We start from the raw sequence: 17,157 nt of genomic DNA, 5'->3' as shown, positions 1-17,157 counted from the left end.
GGAACGACCGATGCAGGAACACGAGTTCGTCTCCGCCGTGCAGCAGTCCGCCGGCATCCCCGACCACGAGCACGCCCAGCAGGCGGTCCGGGCCACCCTCAGGGTGCTGGGCCAGCGGCTGTCCACCGAGGCGGCCGACCTGGCGGCCCAGCTGCCGGGAGAGCTGGCCGGCGCCGTCCCGACCGACGGATCGGTCGAGCGCTTCGACCTGGCGGAGTTCTACCGCCGGGTGGCCGAGGCCGAGGGGCGGGGCTGCACGCCCGAGCAGGCACGTCAGCACGCCCGCGCGGTGACGGCTGCCCTCCGCGAGGCGGTGGGGCCGGAGTACCTGCACGTGCTGGACCAGCTGCCCGCCGACTACGGCGACCTGATGCACACCGAGAACGCCCAGCACTGACCGGGCGGCCCGCCGGCGGCCTGTCTCACCGCCCCCGGCTCAGACCGCGGGGACGGGGGCTGGCGCCGGCTCGGGCAGGACGTGCGAGAAGACCGACGTCGGCTCCCCGGCCTGGTCCCGGACCACCGAGACGCGTACGAGCACGGGCACCTCGCTGCCGTCGGCGTGCCGGAGGCGGGTGGAGAGCTCGGTGACGCCGGCGAACTCGGTGAACAGCCGGCCGACCGCCGCGTGGCTGTCGGCAGTGGCGAGATCCTGGACGCGGCGGGCGGCGAGCGCCTCGGTCGTGGTGCCCAGCAGCGCCGCGAACGCCTTGTTCACCCGCACCAGCGAGCCGTCCATCCGGGTCAGCGTCATCCCGATCGGGGCGTCGTCGAAGGCGTGCCGCAGCATCAGTTCGCTGTCGGCCAGGTCCCGCCGTGCCTCGACGGTGGCGGTGACGTCCCGGGACACCGACAGCACCTCACGGACCGTGCCGTCGTCGGCGGCCAGCCGCCGGGTGTCGCTCTCCAGCCAGCGGACGCTGCCGTCCCGGTGCAGGACCCGGTGCACGCCCGTGCCGGTGGTGAACCGGGCAGCGAGTTCGGGGTCCGCGCTGACCCGGGCGCCGTCCTCGGGGTGCATGAAGTCGCCCACGGACATGCCCACCATCTCCTGGGGCAGCCAGCCGAGGATCGGCCCGCTGCTGGCCGAGGCGTAGGTGATGACCCGCTCCGGCGTGGTCACCAGGACGAGTTCGTCGTTGCCGCCCAGCGGCAGCACGGCGTCGGTGGCCAGCGGCTCGGCCAGCGCGCGGGAGGTGAGCAGCGCGGCGAGCCGGGATGAGGCCGGCTCCGGGCGGCCGAACAGCCAGCCCTGCGCGGAGTCGCAGCCCATCGAGACCAGCTGCTGTGCCTGCTCGGCGGTCTCCACGCCCTCGGCGCAGACCCGACGGCCCAGGCTGTGCGCCGCCTCGATGACCAGCCGGACCAGCACGGCGTCCGCGGTGTCGCTGGCGACCCGCTCGATGAAGGAACGGTCGATCTTGACCAGGTGCACCGGCAGGGCACGCAGCAGCGTCAGCGCGGAGTGCCCGGCGCCGAAGTCGTCCAGCGCCAGCCGCACGCCGAGGTCGCGCACCTGGGTGAGCCGCGCCGCGGTGGCGGTGAGGTCGGTGATCGCAGCGGTCTCGGTGATCTCCAGGCACAAGCGGGCCGGTGCCAGCCCGCTGTCGTTCAGCGCCTGCGTGACGTCGTCGATGAAGCCCCGCTGGGCCAGCTGGACCGGGGAGACGTTGACGGCCACGGTCGGGGGCAGCCCGGAGGGTCCGGCCGGCCAGCCGGCGGCCTCGCGACAGGCCGTCTGCAGGACCCACCGCCCGAGGTCGACGACGAGGCCGGTCTGCTCGGCGAGCGGGATGAACTGGTCCGGGGCCACCCGGCCGAGCTCGTCGTCCTCCCAGCGGGCCAGCGCCTCCACCCCGGTCACCTGGCCGGACGGCAGCGTGACGACGGGCTGGTAGTGCAGCGAGAGCGAGCGCGACTCGATCGCCAGCCGCAGCCGCCGCTCCATCCGGTGCCGAGCACGCACGGCGTCGGTGGTCTCGGCGTCCTCCAGCAGCTCCGTGCCGAAGTGCGCCACCCGGCCGCGGCCCAGCGACTTCGCCCGGAGCAACGCCAGGTCAGCCCGGTGCAGCAGCTTGTCCGGCGAGTACACCTCCGCCGTGCAACCGGCCACCCCGACGCTCGCACCGAGGCTGACCAGCTGCTCGGCGTCCCGGTCGGCGTTCCGCGGGGAGACGACGAACGGCGCTGCCGCGGTGAGCACGATCCGCTCCGCGAGCGCGGTGCTCTGCGCGGTGGTCAGCGGCGGCGTCAGCAGCGCGAACTCATCGCCGTTGAGCCGGACCACCAGGTCCTCGCTGCGGGCGACGGTGCGCAGCCGCTGCGCGAACTCGGTCAGCACGTCGTCCCCGGCCGCGTGGCCGAGGTGGTCGTTGATGTCCTTGAACCGGTCCAGGTCGATGACGAACAGCACGGCCGAGGAGCCGGGGCAGACCGCCTGCCGCAGCCGTTCGAGCAGGAAGAGCCGGTTCGGCAGCCCGGTGAGCGGGTCGTGCAGGGCCTGGTAGGCGTACTCCTGGGCGAGCTGCTCGAACACGGCGGTCACCGGCGCGACGCCCAGCCGGCCGTCGGGCCAGGAGACGAGCACGCCGTCGAGCAGGTCCTCGCCCGCGGCGCGCCGGTGGATGACGGCGGCGGCCGCGCGGCCGACCGGGCAGTCGGCGGGGTACCGCAGCGTGTCCGGCGGGGCGGCGTCCCGGACCCGGCGCCGCTGCTGCAGCAGCCGGCCGTAGCCCAGCCGGCCGGTCATGGACAGCTCGAACCAGGAGCGGCTGATCAGCACCGGTTCGCCGGGCCCGTCGACGACGATCCAGCGGAGGGCGGCATCGCGGCGGAAGAGCGCGTCGACCGAGGACATGGTGGCGCCGTCCGGCACCCGGAGGACGGGCTGCGCGAGCTCGCGGAGGGTGCCGCCGGCGTCGACGCGGCCCAGGTCCGCGGAGAGCGCGACCCGGAGGGCCGCGTCGGGGAGGGCCGCGTCGGGGAGGGCGACATCGTGAAGGGCGGCGATCGATGCCGTGGGGCTGCTCATCCGTGCTGGTCCTCTCGGGTCGCCTGCCGTGGTGACGCGGCCAGTGTGCAAACGATTGCGCAGCGTGACGATGCCCCCTCACCCGTCCGAGGCGGTGCCGATCGGGGGCCGTGCGCGCGGAATGCCTGCCCGTCGGGGACGATGGAGACGTGGTGGCATCCCCGACGGCAGAGCTGATCGTGCTGGTCGACGAGGAAGGGGCGGAGATCGGCACCATGCCCAAGCCGCTCGTGCACACCGGCGAGACGCCCCTGCACCGTGCGTTCTCCGCCTACCTCTTCGCCGACGACGGTCGGCTCCTGGTCACCCGGCGTGCACAGGAGAAGGCCACCTTCCCCGGGATGTGGACCAACACCGTCTGCGGGCACCCGGGGCCGGGGGAGGGTGACCTGCAGGCGATCGCCCGGCGCGCCCGGTACGAGCTCGGGGTCGACGTCACGGACCTGGTCCCGGCGCTGCCCTCCTACCGCTACCGGGCCGAGTTCCGGGGCGTCGTGGAGAACGAGATCTGCCCGGTCTACCTCGGCCGGTTCGCCGGCACGCCGGCGCCCGAACCCACCGAGGTGGGGGAGTGGGAGGTGGTCGACTGGGCCACCTTCCGCGCCCGGCAGGAGACCCAGCAGTACGACGCGTGGTCGCCCTGGTGCCGGGAGCAGGCCCGGCTCATCGAGGCCGCCGGCCTCGTCCCCGCCGCCGGGTGACCAGGACGCGGTGCTTCAGCACGCGTTGACGACCAGGCGCACGGTGCAGCCGTCGCCGGACTCGTCGGCCGGCGTCGCGGTCAGGCTGTCGACCGAACGGCGGGCCAGCCACAGGCCCATCCCGCCGACCGCCATGTCCCCGTGCGCCGGGCCGTAGCCCACCAGTGGGTCGTCGAAGGCTGTGCCCCGGTCGGTGACCGCGCACAGCAGTCGTTCCGGGGTGCACCACAGCCGCACGTCCACCGGGGGGACGCCGTGCTCGGAGGCGTTGGCGGTGATCTCGTCGATGGCGAGCACGAAGTCCTGTGCCGCGTCCGGGGACAGTGCGCTGTCGGCCAGCACCTCGTGCAGCGCCCGGCGCAGCGCCCGCATGTCGTCGAGGTCGACCATGGCCAGCGTCGGCTCGGTCTCCTCCAGCGGGTCGGGGACCGTGGCCCGCTGGACCTCGCGGAGCAGCTCGTCGGGTGACCGGAAGGCCGGGCTGCGGACGACGCCGTCCTCGGTCAGCAACCAGGGGTGGGTGGCCGCAGCGACGGCGTCGACGTCCGGACCGCCCTCGGCCGTCGGGCTGAGCAGGCACACGTGGTCGACCGGCCGTTCGGCGAGCACGTGGTTCAGCAGCGCCTCCGTCTGCACCCACACCGCCGGATCGGCGTCCGGACCGCCCGGCCCGGTCACCAGGTGCAGCCGGCGCCCGGCGCCCGGCGCCCGTTCGTCGACCAGTCCGGCGATCGCCGCGAGCACGGTCGGCGGCCGGTCGTCGATCCGCTGGGTCGGCGCGACGTGCACGTCACCAGCCCCGCGCAGGGCGTCCACCAGGGCGTTGGCCACGGCCTCGGGGCAGGCCACCACCACCGGCTCCCCGGCGGACAGCGCCTCCCGGAGCACCGGGCCGACCACCCCGGTCAGGTCCTGGCCCGGCCGGAGCACGTGCCCGACGTGCCGGTACCCCTGCTGCTGGACCCCCTGCTGCTCGACCCGCTGGTGCTGGGGCGTCTGGTGCTCCTCGTTGCGCTGCGTCACGGGACCACCTCCTCGTCGTCTTCTCCGACTCTCCGCCAGTGCCCGAGGAGCGTGATCGGGACACATCGGTGCCCGGCCCGACACCAGCGGCGGCTCGGGGTTTGGGCCGGTGCGCGCCGGGTCAGCGACCAGGAGTGGGGGCAGCGGAGCAGACGGGCCCCACCGAGGAACGGCCCGGCTGTCCCAAGCGGATGGTCTTCGGGCCCTGCGGTGGGGTGCGGGACGACGGGAGCTGCGAGCTGGCGGCGTACCCGTGCGTCTTCCTCGAGCCACCGCTGCCGCGCTGGACCGAACCGACCCCGCCGGCCCCGCTGCCGTCCCCGGGTGGGTTGCTGGAGCGGGCGCGGACCGGGCCGGTGGTCCTCACCGACCTGACGGTGCGCCCGTTCGACCCGGCGTCGGTGCGGGCGGTCGTGGCCGCGCTGGCCCCGGTCAGCGACGGCCTGCTCATCGGGGAGCACCAGAACCGGCCCGACCTGCCGCCCACGCTGATGGCGCAGGAGGTGCTGGCCGCCGGGGGCCGGCCGTGGACGACGCTGGCCTGCCGGGACCGCAACCGGGTCGTGCTGGAGCAGGAGCTGGCCGGCCTCGCCGCGGTGGGGGTCGACGGGGTGCTGTGCGTGACCGGCGACGGCCGCGGCCCGGGCGTGCGGCCCGGCGTCAGCTCCGTGTTCGACCTCGACGGGACCCGGCTCGCCGCACTGGCCGCCGCAGCCGGGCTTACCGCGGCGGTGCCCGAGTCGCCGGACGCGCCGCCCGTGCCGCTGCGCCCGCAGCGGGTGGCCGGCAAGGAGCGCGCCGGAGCCCGGCTGTGCGTGCTCAACCACGTGGCCGGCCCGGCGCGGCTCGCCGCCTTCACCGCGGCCGCGCGGGCGGCCGGGGCGACCCTGCCGTTCGTCGCGTCGGTCGCCGTCTACACCGACGAGCGGTCGGCGCGCGTGCTGCAGGCCTTCCCCGGCCTGCACCTCGACGACGCGGCGGTCGAGCGGGTCCTCGCCGCACCCGACCCGGTGGCCGCCGGCATCGAGGCCGCGGTCCGAGAGGCCCGCGTCCTGCTCGCCGTGCCGGGCGTGGTCGGGGTCAACCTGTCCGGGCTCGCATCGGCCGGTGGGCCGGCCGCTGCCGCCGCAGTCAAGGCCGAGGTGGCCGCCAGGATCCGGGAGGGCACGTGAGCGAGATCGCCAGCGAGGCGATGGAGTCGGAGTTCGGCACGGTGGCCGGCTGGACCGAGGAGGCCGTGCGGGCCCTCGGCCCGGAGCACGCCGTGCCGGCTGGTTGCCGGGGCAGTGGCAGCGAGGGAGCGCTGCGCTGGCTGGCCGACTCGCTGGCCCTCCGCCCCGAGGACCGGGTGCTGGACGCCGGTGCCGGGGTCGGCGGCCCGGCCGGCTGGCTGGCCGCCGACCGGGGCGTGCAGGCGGTCTGCGCCGAGCCGATGGCCGAGGCGGTGCACGCCAGCCGCACGCTGTTCGGACTGCCCTCGGTGGTGGCCCTGTCGCAGGCGCTGCCGTTCGCCGATGACTCCTTCGACGCCGCCTGGACCCTCGGCGTGCTGTGCACCACGGAGGAGAAGCCGGCGATGCTCGCCGAGCTGGCCCGGGTGCTGGCGCCCGGCGGCCGACTCGGGTTGCTGGTGTTCGTGGCCGAGGCGCCGCTGCCGCCGCCCCTGCCCGAGGGCAACAGCTTCCCGAGCCCGGCGGAGGCGGACGCGCTCCTGGGCCAGGCCGGCTTCTCGGTCACCGGACGCGCCGACGCCGACCTCGCCGACAGCCCACCGGAGTGGCAGCAGCGGGCCGATGCGGTCGACGCCGAGGTCCAGCGCCGGCACGGGGAGGACCCGGCGTGGGCGCAGGCGCAGGAGCAGTCCCGCCGGGTGGGCCGACTGCTGGGTTCGGGGGCACTGCGCCCCCGGCTGCTCACCGCCGTCCGCCACTGACCCGGCAGCAGTGATCAGGTGCCCTGATCCACAACGGTCCCCCTGCACCAACATTCGTGCAGGGGGACACCTGGTGATCAGGGGACCTGATCACTGCTGGGCACAGGCGGGGTGGGCGTGGTGTTGCAGGGGGCGTGCACAGCGACGTCGTGGTGATCGGGGCCGGGCAGGCCGGGCTGTCGGCGGCGTACGCGCTGCGCCGGGCCGGAGCGGACTTCGCCGTCCTGGACGGGGACGGCGGGTCGGGCGGCGCCTGGCAGCACCGCTGGCCGTCGCTGCGGCTGGACGCCGCCCACCGGATCCACCCGCTGCCCGGCCTGGCGCTGCCCGACGCCGACCCGTCGGCACCGGCCAGCCAGGTGGTCGCCGACTACTTCGCCGACTATGAGCGGCGCTTCGCCCTGCCGGTGCACCGGCCGGTCGGCGTCCGTTCCGTCCGGCGCACCCCCGGCGGCTTCGCCCTGGACACCAGCGTGGGGGAGTGGACGGCGCGGGGGCTGGTCAACGCCACCGGCACCTGGACCCGGCCGTTCTGGCCCACCTACCCCGGCCGGGAGCTCTTCGGCGGCCGGCAGCTGCACGCCGCCGAGTACCGCGACGCCGAGGAGTTCCGTGGCCGGCACGTGGTCGTCGTCGGCGGCGGGACGTCCGCCGTGCAGCAGCTGATCGAGATCAGTGCGGTCAGCAGCACCACCTGGGTCACCCGGCGTGAACCGGTCTGGCGCACCGGTGGGTTCGACGAGGACGCCGGCCGGGCCGCGGTGGCGCTGGTCGAGGAACGGGTGCGCGCCGGTCTGCCCCCGGGCAGCGTGGTCGGTGTGACCGGGCTGGTCGAGACCCCGGCGGTGCTCGCTGCCCGGGCCCGGGGTGTGCTGGACCGGCTGCCGCTGTTCGACCGGCTCACCGCCGACGGCGTGGTCTGGGACGGCGACCCGGCCCGGTTCGTGCCGGCGGACGTCGTCCTGTGGGCGACCGGGTTCCGGCCGGCGCTGGAGCACCTGGCGCCGCTGCGCCTGCGGACGCCCGGCGGGGGCATCGCGATGGACGGCACCCGCGTGGTCGGCGAACCGCGGCTGCACCTGGTGGGCTACGGGCCCTCGGCGAGCACGATCGGGGCCAACCGGGCCGGCCCGCGCGCCGCGCGGGAACTGCTCCGGGCGCTGCGGGACGACGTCGCGGCCTGAACAGTTCTTGCCGAAGCGAGCCCACTGATCCGTCACCCATTGGGACTACAGGGAGTCATTCCACGACTACGGTTGGGTAATGTCGGGGCCGAGGGCACCTCGAGCACCGGCATCCATGTCGATGACGTCTTCAGCGCACTGCTAGCCCGACTCGGGTCGGAGACAGGAGCGCCGACGTGGCGTCGGTCCCCAGCACGTTCCCCAGCCCCACCCGCCGGACACGTCGGGCCCGGCTCCGATCGGCCGGGGCCCGCCGCACCACCCTCTGCGGCGTCGCGGTGGTGGCCGCCTCGGCCCTCGTCCTGGCCACCGCCGGCAGCGCTCAGGCGGCGCCCGCAGCGACCGCCGTGCCGCTGGGCACCGCCGAGCCGTTCGCCGCGCTGTCCGGATCGTCGTTCACGAACACCGGTCCCACCGTGATCGCCGGGGACATCGGCGCGTCCGACCCCTCGATGGTCGGCACCACCTCGATCACGCTCACCGGCACCAACCACGGCAACGACAGCGTCACCGCCAGTGCGAACGCCGCGCTGACCAACGCCCTGGTGTCGGCCGCGGGCCAGGGGCCCGGGGACACCATCTCGGCCGATCTCGCCGGACAGACGCTCACCCCCGGCATCTACACCTCGCCGTCGGCGCTCAGCATCGCCGGACCCACACCGCTGGTCCTGGACGGTCAGGGTGACCCCAACGCCGTCTTCCTCTTCCAGGCGGGTTCCACGCTCATCACCCAGCCGGGCACGTCGGTCAGCCTCATCAACGGCGCGACCGCGTGCAACGTGTTCTGGCAGGTCGGCAGCTCGACCACGCTGGGTGTGAACTCGGTCTTCCGCGGCGTCGTCCTGACGCTGACGGACACCACGATGAACACCGGCGCGACGCTGGAGGGCTCGGTGCTCTCCAGCGGCTCGGTGAGCCTGGACAGCAACACGATCATCCGGCCGGCCTGCGCGACACCGCCCTCGACGCCGCCGCCGACGACGGCACCGCCCACGACGACACCCCCGACGACGACGGCGTCCCCCACCGCGGCCCCCGACACGACCGGGGCCGAGGACGAGACGACCTACGGCCAGGTCGGTCGCGTCCCGGTCGGCTCGGTCGACACGGGTGACGGCAGCACCGCAGACGTCCCGCTGGCGCGGCCGACCCGGTGACGGCTCCCGGACGGCGCCACTCCTGGCCGACCCGGGCCCTGCTCGCCGTCGTCCTGACCGTCCTGGCGGTCACCACCAGTGGCTGTGCCGACTCCGCGCCGGGCGCCGCGCCGGCACCGACGAGCACGGTGGCACCGGACACCGTCGCGCCGGCCGCCGCCCCGCCCGCCGTGCTGGCGGCGTCCCCGCCGGTCCGGGTGCAGATCCCGGCCATCGGCGTCGACTCGGAGCTGATGGACCTGGGGCTGCAGCCCGACGGCACGCTCGAGGTGCCGCCGTCCGGCTTCCCGGCCGGCTGGTTCACCGACGCGCCCACCCCGGGTGAGCGTGGGCCGGCCGTCATCGCCGGGCACGTCGACTGGGCGGGCTCCCCGGGGGTCTTCGCCGAGCTGGGCGACATGGTGGTCGGTGACGAGATCGCCGTGCAGCGGGAGGACGGCAGCACCGCGCTGTTCCGGGTCACCGAGGTCGGGCAGTACCCGAAGGACGAGTTCCCGACCGCTGCCGTCTACGCGGACCTGGACCACGCAGGGCTGCGCCTCATCACCTGTAGCGGCGAGTTCGACCCCGCCGCGCACAGCTACCTGGACAACACCGTCGTCTTCGCCGACCTGGTGCTGCCGGCCTGACCCGTGCCGGACGGTTGCCGGGTGCCCGGACCAGGTAGGAGCAGGGCATGAGCGCGACCCCAGACCCGGCCCTGCCGGACTCCGGCATGGCCACCGGCAACGACGAGGGCGAGCCCGGGGAGCAGAGCCGGGCGCCCCTGACGCCGGAGGAGCAGCAGCAGCTCGCCGCCCTCCAGCAGCCGGCCGACGGCGAGGCCGAGCCCGCCGTGGAGGACGGCCCCGAGGTCGCCGCCGCCGTCGCCGACGATGCGCCCCTCCCCGGCACCGGCGGCCCGCCGGACGGGCTGACCCCGGAGTTCACCGACCGCTGACGCCCGGTCTCAGGCGGGCTGGTCCTGCGGCTTGAGCCGCACGGTGACCAGCGCGACGTCGTCCTCCGCGCGGTCGGGCAGCATCCGGGCCAGCAACTGGTCGGCCAGCTCGTCGACCGGCTCCTGCCAGACCCGACCGAACTCCTCCCGGAGCCGTTCCACCCCGATGTCGAAGAGCTGGTCGCGCCGCTCGACCAGCCCGTCGGTGTAGAGCAGCACGGTCGACCCGCGGGGGATGGTCAGCACGTGGTCGCGACGCGCGGCCGTGGCGTCGACGCCCAGCAGCAGGTCGGCACGCGCGCCGTCCAGGACCTCGACCTGCCCGTCCGGGCCGGCGACCACCGGCGGCAGGTGACCGGCGTTGGCCCAGCGCAGCCGGGTGACCCCGCGCCGGCGCTCCTCCGCCGTCTGCTCCAGGCGGGCGACGAGCACCGACGCCATCGTCTTCAGCTCGAGACCGGCCATGGCCCGGTCCAGCCGCTGGAGCACCCCGGCGGGGCTGTCGTCGCTGTCGTAGGAGATGCCGCGCAGGAGCCCGCGCAGCTGCCCCATGCAGGCCGCGGCCTCCGTGTCGTGCCCGACGACGTCCCCGATGACCAGCATGGTCGCGCCGTCGGGCTGCTGGAAGACGTCGTACCAGTCGCCGCCGACCTGGGCCTCCCGCGCCGCCGGCACGTAGCGCACCGCGAAGTCCAGGTCGTCGCGCTCCGGCGGCGCGGACAGCAGGCTGCGCTGCAGGGTCAGGGCGGTGCGGGCCACCCGCCGGGAGCGGGCGTAGAGCGCCTCCAGCAGGTTGTTGCGCAGCTCGCCGGCCTCGGCCAGCTCCGCCGGGCTCCACGCCTCCGAGCGGTCGCGCACCGTCTCCCGCCACCGGTCGAAGGACTTGCGCGGGGAGAGCCGGATGGAGTCGCCCTCCCGCTCGGCGATCGCCTTGTTGTGCGGGTCGCCGCCCCAGTCGACCGAGTGCACCTGCTCGCTGCGGGTCCAGATCACGTACTGCCCCTCGGGCAGCGGCAGCGCCAGCACGCCGCAGGCCAGCTCCGCGGGGACGTCGAGCTGGGGTGCGACCAGCGGCAACCGGTCGGTGCTCACGACGTCGCCGGACTGCTGCCCGGCCCAGCGCGCCAGCGCGCCGGCCACCTCCGGGGGCAGCGGGACGCCGGCGCCGCCGGTGTGCCCCTGCAGGCTCACCACGACCGAGGAGGCCGGGACGACGTCGAGCAGGCCCGGGCGGCCGAGCACCGTCTCCGACAGCGGCCGGTCCTCGTCCAGCGCTGCGGTGGTCAGCCACGCCATCGTCGACCGGACCCGCAGCGCCCGGCGGTGCTCCTCGTCCTCGGTGCGGTCGACCAGTCGCAGCGACAGCGTGGAGCCGAGGAACTCCGCTGCCGCGCGGGTGGCGTACGGCGGGGCGTGCGGGCCGGTGTAGTGGTGGCAGGCGATGAGGCCCCAGAGCTTCTCCCCGCGGAGCAGCGAGATCGACATCGAGGACCGGACGCCCATGTTCTGCAGGTACTCGCAGTGGATGGGCGAGACGCTGCGCAGCGTGGAGTAGGTGAGGTCCAGGGGCCGGCCGGTCGACGGCAGGTCGACCGGCTCCAGCGGCGACGGCGTGTAGGCGACGTCGGAGATCAGCCGGACCCAGTTCTTCTCGTACAGCGCCCGGGCCTGGGCGGGGACGTCCGAGGCCGGGTAGTGCAGCCCGAGGAAGGAGTTGAGCTCGGGCAGCTTCGCCTCGGCGACGACCTCACCGTTGTAGTCGGCGTCGTAGCGGTAGACCATCACCCGGTCGAAGCCGGTGAGCGCCCGCACCGCCTCGGCGGTGATGTCGTAGAGCTCTTGCAGCGAACCGGCCCGGTTGAGGTCAGCGATCGTCCCGCGCACCGCCTGGTAGGTGTTCGGGAAGGAGAACGGCCGCGGCCCGTAGGCGGGCTCGAGCTCGACGACCAGCGTGCTGGCCGAGGAGGTCACGACCTGACCGTCGACCGACGAGGCGGCCGCCGGGCTGGGGAGCGTGCTGCCGTCGGGACTGTGGATCGCCCGGTGCAGGATCGCGTCGACCGGGCACGGCGTGCCGGCGCAGTCCAGCACCAGCTCGACCGGGTTGCGCTCGCGCAGGTCGCCGAAGGCGCTGGCCGACCGGGCGATCGCCCCCGCCGGACCCACCCCGATCACGTCGGCGAGCGGGCGGCCCAGCGCGTCGTCCCAGGCCGTGCCGACGACGTCGGCGAGGTTGCGGGACACCTGGCGGACCACCATGTCCGGCTCGCTGACCGCCAGCAGCACGCCCCGCGGCTGGATGCTGCCGGGCACGTGGATCGGCTCGCGCTCGCAGTTGCTGAGATCGACCGGCTCGCCGGGCGCCAGCCAGGGGCCCGCCTGCAGTTGGTCCGTCACGCAGTGGCCCCGTTCATCGCCGGAGTGGAGGCCCGCCGCGCTTCGACGGGGTGGTGACCGGCGGTCCCGGAGGGCGGGCGACGGAACACGTCGGCGTTCTCGGCCACCCGGTCCCCGTCGGTCATGGCGTCGCTCCCGGCCCGGGCAGACGCTCGTGCAGAGTTCATGAGTCAGCCGAGCTTAGGTCACCGGCGCGTCCGGGGGGTTCCGGAACGGGTCGGCCGACGAGAGCCGCGCCGCACGGACGCCCAGGTGCAACAGCAGCCGGTCGGCCCCGTCGGCGAGGTCCAGCCCGGTGAGCTCGGCGATCCGGCCGAGCCGGTAGTAGAGCGTCTGCCGGTGGATGCACAGCTGTGCCGCCGCCCGCTGCGGGCTGCCGGCGCAGTCCAGCCACACCTCGGCGGTGCCGGTGAGCACCGGGTCGGTGAGCAGCCGCGCCAGCGAGGTGTCCGGACCGGGCAGTGCGGCCACCTGCCGCCACGCGCCGAGCTCGGACCAGGACGCCGCCGGGGCCAGCCGGGGGTCGACGGCGGCGACCCGGGCCGCGGTCCGCGCCTCGTGCCACTGTGCGGGGAGCTCCTGGCAGCCGCGCCGGGGGGCGGCGAGGCCGGCCGTGCTGCCCGCCGGGAGCTTGGCGAGGGCGGCTGCGCTCAGCGCCCCGGCCGGCCGGGTGTCGGCGTCCCGGGACAGGGGCAGCAGCACGGCCACCGCGACGGCGTCGGCGCCTGCGGGGAGCACGGCGGTGACCGCGCCGGCGCCGGGCGGCGTCCAGCCGGTGGGCAGGCCGCCGGCGGCCGGGCGCAAGGCCACCAGCGTCACCGTCGTCCGGTCGCCCCCCAGTGCGTCGGTCAGCTCCCGCACCGCCCGCCCGGGCGCGGCACCGGTGAGCACGGCGCGCAGCGCGGCGGACAGGTCTGCGGTGCCGGGCCGGCCCTCCGCGAGCAGCCGGCCCGCCTCGGCGGCCAGCGCCACCGCCTCGGCCAGGCCGGGGGCCGCCGGGTCGCCGACGTCGGTGCGGCCCCCGTCGAGCAACCAGAGGTAGCCCTGCAGCCGCCCGCTGGCGCGGACCGGCAGGCACAGCCGGGTGAGGATGCCGGCCGCCGGGTCGGCCGGCACCCGCAGCGGGTCGGTGGCGTCGGCGATGCCGAACTCCTCGAACCGGCGGCGCACCTCCGGCGTCGATCCCCGGCCCAGGATGGAGCGCGCGCGGACGGCGTCCATCGTGGTGCCGGGGTCCCCGCCCTCCGGCTCGCCGTGCGCGCAGAACGCGAGCATCGTGAAGTCGCGGTCCTCCAGCGTCGCCGGGGCGGCGAGCAGCCGGGAGACCTCGTCCACCAGGTCCTGCAGGTCGTCACGCACCGGGAGTTCCTCTCGCCGTCTCAGACGATCGTACGAGGGTGTCCCGGCGAGTCCGGACATCTGTCGATGGTGCGCAGCGGGTCGCCGTCCCTAGCGTTCGGAGCACCGCACCGCCACGCGAGACACCACCACCCCACCCCAGCGGAGGCCCCCGTGCTCACCCAGAAGGCACTCCTCGCCGCCGCCCGCCGCCCGGGGCTGCGCAAGGTGGTCACCGGCACGCCCGTCACCCGCCGGGTGGTCGAGCGCTTCGTCGCCGGGGAGACCCTGCCCGAGGCGATCGAGGTCGTGCAGTCGCTGGCCGCGGACGGCCTCGCGGTCACCCTGGACCACCTGGGCGAGGACGTGACCGACCGCAGCGAGGCCCAGCGCACCCGGGACGCCTACCTCGCCGCGCTCGAGGCCCTGGCGCCACTGGACCTGGGCCGGGCGGCCGAGGTCTCGGTGAAGCTGTCCGCGTTCGGCCAGGCGCTCCCCGTCGGCGGCGACGACCTGGCGCTGGAGCTGGTGCGCCCGGTGGTGGAGCTGGCGACCTCCCTGGGCACCACCGTCACCCTGGACATGGAGGAGTCGCACACCGTCGACTCCACCCTCGGCGTCCTGGCCGAGCTGCGCCGCGACCACCCCGGCACCGGTGCGGTGCTCCAGGCAATGCTGCGCCGCACCGAGGACGACGCCCGCGCCCTCGCCGTCCCCGGGTCGCGGGTGCGGCTGGTCAAGGGCGCCTACCACGAGCCCGCGTCGGTCGCCCACCAGGACAGGGCCGCCGTCGACGCCGCCTACGGCCGCTGCCTGGAGACGCTGGTCCGCGGGCCCGGGTACCCGATGGCGGGCACGCACGACCCGCGGTTCGTCCAGCAGCTGCTGGACCTGGTCGCCGAGACCGGCCGCAGCACCGACAGCTACGAGTTCCAGATGCTCTACGGGATCCGCCCCGACGAGCAGATCCGGTTGGCCGCCGAGGGGCACACCGTCCGGGCCTACGTGCCCTACGGCGCCGACTGGTACGGCTACTTCATGCGCCGGTTGGCCGAGCGCCCGGCCAACCTCCAGTTCTTCCTCCGCTCACTCGCCACCAAGTCCTGACCCCGAGGGCCAAAGTCGCGATTTTGGCCCCTCTCCTGAGGAGCACCCCATGGACGCCGTCACCCAGGTCCCCGCGCCGCACAACGAGCCGGTGCGCGACTACGCCCCCGGATCCCCCGAGCGGGCCGCGCTGCAGCAGCGGCTCACCGAGCTCGCCGCCTCGCCGGTCGAGCTGACCGCCACCCTCGGCGGGACCCAGCGGATGGCCGGGGGAGCCGCGTTCGACGTCGTCGCCCCGCACCGGCACGCCCAGGTGCTCGGCACCTCGGCCGCCGCCACCGCCGCCGACGCCCAGGAGGCGGTGCGCTGCGCCAAGGACGCCGCACCCGGCTGGTCGGAGCTGTCCTTCGACGACCGGGCCGCGGTCTTCCTCCGGGCCGCCGACCTGCTGGCCGGGCCGTGGCGGCAGACGCTCAACGCCGCGACGATGCTCGGGCAGAGCAAGACCGCCTACCAGGCCGAGATCGACTCCGCCTGCGAGCTCATCGACTTCTGGCGCTACAACGTGCACTTCGCCCGGGAGATCCTCGCCGAGCAGCCGGTGTCCGGTCCCGGGGTGTGGAACCGCGTCGACCACCGCCCGCTGGAGGGCTTCGTCTACGCGGTCACGCCGTTCAACTTCACCGCCATCGCCGGCAACCTGCCCACCGCGCCCGCCCTGATGGGCAACACGGTCATCTGGAAGCCCGCCCCCACCCAGCAGTTCGCCGCGCACTTCCTCATGCGCCTGCTCGAGGCCGCCGGTCTGCCGCCGGGCGTGATCAACATGCTGCCGGGCGACGGGGTCGCCGTCTCCGACGTCGTGCTCGCCGACCGCGACCTGGCCGGCATCCACTTCACCGGCTCGACCCCGGTGTTCCAGCACCTGTGGCGCACCGTGGGGGAGAACATCGCCGGCTACCGCGGCTACCCGCGGCTGGTGGGGGAGACCGGCGGCAAGGACTTCATCGTCGCGCACCCCTCCGCCGACCCCGACGTGCTGCGCACCGCGATGATCCGCGGCTCGTTCGAGTACCAGGGGCAGAAGTGCTCGGCGGCCTCGCGGGCCTACGTGCCGCGCAGCCTCTGGGGCCAGATCCGCGACGACCTGATCGGCACCGTCGAGGAGCTCCCGATGGGCGACGTCACCGACTTCTCGAACTTCATGGGCGCGGTCATCGACCGCAAGTCCTTCACCAAGCTGTCGAAGGTGCTCGAGTCGGCGAAGGACGACGACGCGCTCACCGTCGTCGCCGGCGGCACCGCCGACGACAGCGAGGGCTTCTTCGTCCGGCCCACGGTCATCGAGGGCACCGACCCCGGGCACGAGGTGTTCACCACCGAGTACTTCGGCCCGGTGCTGGCGGTGCACGTGTACGACGACGCCGACTACGACCGGGTGCTGACCCAGATGGAGTCGGCGGCGCCCTACGCGCTGACCGGCGCCGTCATCGCCCAGGACCGGACGGCGATCGACCACGCGCGCCGGTTCCTCCGGCACGCGGCCGGCAACTTCTACGTCAACGACAAGCCGACCGGCGCCGTCGTCGGCCAGCAGCCCTTCGGTGGCGGCCGCGGCTCGGGCACGAACGACAAGGCGGGGGCGAAGCAGAACCTGCAGCGCTGGACCAGCACCCGCGCGATGAAGGAGACGTTCGTCCCCGCGACCGACCACCGCTACCCGCACATGGGGTAGTCACCCGTTGATCATCGGCGAGTGGCTGCCCGCACCGGTGTGTCGGGCGGCCACTCGCCGATGATCATGCGCTCAGTCGGGGAGCTGGATCTTGCGCTCGTCGCACAGCTCGGCGAGGAAGTCGCCCACGGTCTCCTCGACCGAGCCCTCGCCGGGGACGACCGCACCCGGTTCGTCCTCACCCAGCGGCTCCAGGGTGTCCAACTGGCTGCGCAGCAGGGACGGCGGCATGTAGTGCCCCTGGCGGTTGGCCAGCCGCTCGGTGAGGGTCTCCTCCGAGGTGTTCGCGTGCGCGAACCAGACCGAGGGGTGCCCGTCGCAGAGCAGGTCGCGGTAGCTGCGCTTGAGTGCGGAGCAGGTGAGGATGAACGACGTCCCGGCGGCCTCGTGCTCGCCGATCAGCTCGGCCATCCGGCGCAGCCACGGCCAGCGGTCCTCGTCGTCCAGCGGCGTGCCACTGCGCATCTTCTCGACGTTCTCCGGCGGGTGCAGGTCGTCGCCCTCGATGAACTCCCACTGCAGGCGGCGGGCGAGCTCGTTCGCGACGGTCGACTTGCCGGAGCCGGAGACCCCCATGACGACGATCGAGGTGGTCGCCGGGATGCTGTCCGTGGTTTCCATGCCCCTGACCGTAGGGAGTCGGGGGACCAGTTGGTAACCGAGGACGGGGG

The 17,157-nt window shown here is 74.8% G+C and carries 16 protein-coding genes; 10 read left to right on the top strand and 6 right to left on the bottom strand.

The window, feature by feature from the left end; genetic code table 11:
* The first annotated feature begins 10 nt into the window (after window positions 1-10).
* Window positions 11-397: a DUF2267 domain-containing protein gene (locus O2W20_RS15565; protein ID WP_269171272.1), complete on the top strand. Its 387-nt coding sequence runs from the start codon at window positions 11-13 to the stop codon at window positions 395-397.
* A 39-nt stretch (window positions 398-436) separates the two neighbouring features.
* On the opposite strand, the gene O2W20_RS15560 is transcribed toward O2W20_RS15565, so the two are convergent.
* Window positions 437-3,031, bottom strand: a complete 2,595-nt coding sequence (locus tag O2W20_RS15560) for an EAL domain-containing protein (protein ID WP_269171273.1) — start codon at window positions 3,029-3,031, stop codon at window positions 437-439.
* A 152-nt stretch (window positions 3,032-3,183) separates the two neighbouring features.
* Here O2W20_RS15560 and idi point away from each other — a divergent pair, with 152 nt between their 5' ends.
* Complete coding sequence (gene idi / locus O2W20_RS15555; RefSeq protein ID WP_269171274.1) at window positions 3,184-3,732, top strand: isopentenyl-diphosphate Delta-isomerase; 549 nt, start codon at window positions 3,184-3,186, stop codon at window positions 3,730-3,732.
* A gap of 15 nt (window positions 3,733-3,747) precedes the next feature.
* Here the strand turns inward: idi and O2W20_RS15550 are convergent, their stop codons facing one another.
* Window positions 3,748-4,755 carry an ATP-binding protein gene (locus O2W20_RS15550; RefSeq protein ID WP_269171275.1) on the bottom strand — a complete coding sequence of 336 codons (1,008 nt, stop codon included), beginning with the start codon at window positions 4,753-4,755 and terminating at the stop codon, window positions 3,748-3,750.
* 191 nt (window positions 4,756-4,946) lie between these two features.
* Here O2W20_RS15550 and O2W20_RS15545 point away from each other — a divergent pair, with 191 nt between their 5' ends.
* The 6 genes from O2W20_RS15545 to O2W20_RS15520 all read left to right on the top strand — a co-directional run bounded on the left by O2W20_RS15545 (window position 4,947) and on the right by O2W20_RS15520 (window position 9,969).
* Entirely contained in the window at window positions 4,947-5,927 is a 981-nt protein-coding gene (locus tag O2W20_RS15545; RefSeq protein WP_331254118.1) for a methylenetetrahydrofolate reductase, read from the top strand.
* On the top strand, window positions 5,924-6,688 hold the full coding sequence (locus O2W20_RS15540) for a class I SAM-dependent methyltransferase (RefSeq protein WP_269171277.1): 765 nt from the start codon (window positions 5,924-5,926) through the stop codon (window positions 6,686-6,688). The genes O2W20_RS15545 and O2W20_RS15540 overlap by 4 nt, the downstream gene beginning before the upstream one ends.
* Window positions 6,689-6,822: 134 nt before the next feature.
* Window positions 6,823-7,872 (top strand): NAD(P)-binding domain-containing protein, encoded by a 1,050-nt coding sequence (locus O2W20_RS15535; RefSeq protein ID WP_269171278.1) that lies wholly within the window; start codon window positions 6,823-6,825, stop codon window positions 7,870-7,872.
* 176 nt (window positions 7,873-8,048) lie between these two features.
* On the top strand, window positions 8,049-9,029 hold the full coding sequence (locus O2W20_RS15530; protein ID WP_269171279.1) for an ice-binding family protein: 981 nt from the start codon (window positions 8,049-8,051) through the stop codon (window positions 9,027-9,029).
* Entirely contained in the window at window positions 9,026-9,658 is a 633-nt protein-coding gene (locus O2W20_RS15525) for a class F sortase (protein WP_269171280.1), read from the top strand. Before O2W20_RS15530 ends, O2W20_RS15525 begins: the two co-directional genes overlap by 4 nt.
* 47 nt (window positions 9,659-9,705) lie before the next feature.
* The gene (locus tag O2W20_RS15520; protein WP_269171281.1) at window positions 9,706-9,969 is read left to right on the top strand and encodes a hypothetical protein; all 264 of its coding nucleotides are present in this window, start codon (window positions 9,706-9,708) and stop codon (window positions 9,967-9,969) included.
* Between the two features lie 9 nt (window positions 9,970-9,978).
* Here the strand turns inward: O2W20_RS15520 and O2W20_RS15515 are convergent, their stop codons facing one another.
* From O2W20_RS15515 to O2W20_RS15505, 3 genes are read right to left on the bottom strand one after another with little or no spacing between them, the layout of a single operon-like run.
* Complete coding sequence (locus O2W20_RS15515; protein ID WP_269171282.1) at window positions 9,979-12,366, bottom strand: SpoIIE family protein phosphatase; 2,388 nt, start codon at window positions 12,364-12,366, stop codon at window positions 9,979-9,981.
* Complete coding sequence (locus O2W20_RS15510) at window positions 12,363-12,491, bottom strand: hypothetical protein (protein ID WP_269171283.1); 129 nt, start codon at window positions 12,489-12,491, stop codon at window positions 12,363-12,365. Before O2W20_RS15510 ends, O2W20_RS15515 begins: the two co-directional genes overlap by 4 nt.
* A gap of 55 nt (window positions 12,492-12,546) precedes the next feature.
* Window positions 12,547-13,725 (bottom strand): PucR family transcriptional regulator, encoded by a 1,179-nt coding sequence (locus tag O2W20_RS15505; RefSeq protein ID WP_269171284.1) that lies wholly within the window; start codon window positions 13,723-13,725, stop codon window positions 12,547-12,549.
* Window positions 13,726-13,878: 153 nt separating this feature from the next.
* Between O2W20_RS15505 and O2W20_RS15500 the strand changes: the two genes are divergently transcribed.
* Together O2W20_RS15500 and pruA are read left to right on the top strand one after the other, a co-directional pair.
* Window positions 13,879-14,811 carry a proline dehydrogenase family protein gene (locus O2W20_RS15500; protein WP_269171285.1) on the top strand — a complete coding sequence of 311 codons (933 nt, stop codon included), beginning with the start codon at window positions 13,879-13,881 and terminating at the stop codon, window positions 14,809-14,811.
* A gap of 49 nt (window positions 14,812-14,860) precedes the next feature.
* Complete coding sequence (pruA, locus tag O2W20_RS15495; RefSeq protein ID WP_269171286.1) at window positions 14,861-16,486, top strand: L-glutamate gamma-semialdehyde dehydrogenase; 1,626 nt, start codon at window positions 14,861-14,863, stop codon at window positions 16,484-16,486.
* A 72-nt stretch (window positions 16,487-16,558) separates the two neighbouring features.
* Here pruA and O2W20_RS15490 read toward each other — a convergent pair whose 3' ends face one another.
* Window positions 16,559-17,107: a gluconokinase gene (locus O2W20_RS15490; protein WP_269171287.1), complete on the bottom strand. Its 549-nt coding sequence runs from the start codon at window positions 17,105-17,107 to the stop codon at window positions 16,559-16,561.
* Window positions 17,108-17,157: the final 50 nt, after the last annotated feature.

The sequence above is a fragment of the Modestobacter sp. VKM Ac-2982 genome, from assembly GCF_026967935.1.
Taxonomy (GTDB): domain Bacteria; phylum Actinomycetota; class Actinomycetes; order Mycobacteriales; family Geodermatophilaceae; genus Modestobacter.
This window is presented reverse-complemented; position numbering and strand designations above follow the sequence as displayed.

Bases quoted from the DNA above. Each gene is read 5' to 3' on its own strand.
- pruA (WP_269171286.1), top strand. From the start codon at position 14,861: ATGGACGCCGTCACCCAGGTCCCCGCGCCGCACAACGAGCCGGTGCGC.
- O2W20_RS15510 (WP_269171283.1), bottom strand. From the start codon at position 12,491: ATGACCGACGGGGACCGGGTGGCCGAGAACGCCGACGTGTTCCGTCGC.
- O2W20_RS15560 (WP_269171273.1), bottom strand. From the start codon at position 3,031: ATGAGCAGCCCCACGGCATCGATCGCCGCCCTTCACGATGTCGCCCTC.
- O2W20_RS15545 (WP_331254118.1), top strand. From the start codon at position 4,947: ATGGTCTTCGGGCCCTGCGGTGGGGTGCGGGACGACGGGAGCTGCGAG.
- O2W20_RS15565 (WP_269171272.1), top strand. From the start codon at position 11: ATGCAGGAACACGAGTTCGTCTCCGCCGTGCAGCAGTCCGCCGGCATC.
- O2W20_RS15490 (WP_269171287.1), bottom strand. From the start codon at position 17,107: ATGGAAACCACGGACAGCATCCCGGCGACCACCTCGATCGTCGTCATG.
- O2W20_RS15520 (WP_269171281.1), top strand. From the start codon at position 9,706: ATGAGCGCGACCCCAGACCCGGCCCTGCCGGACTCCGGCATGGCCACC.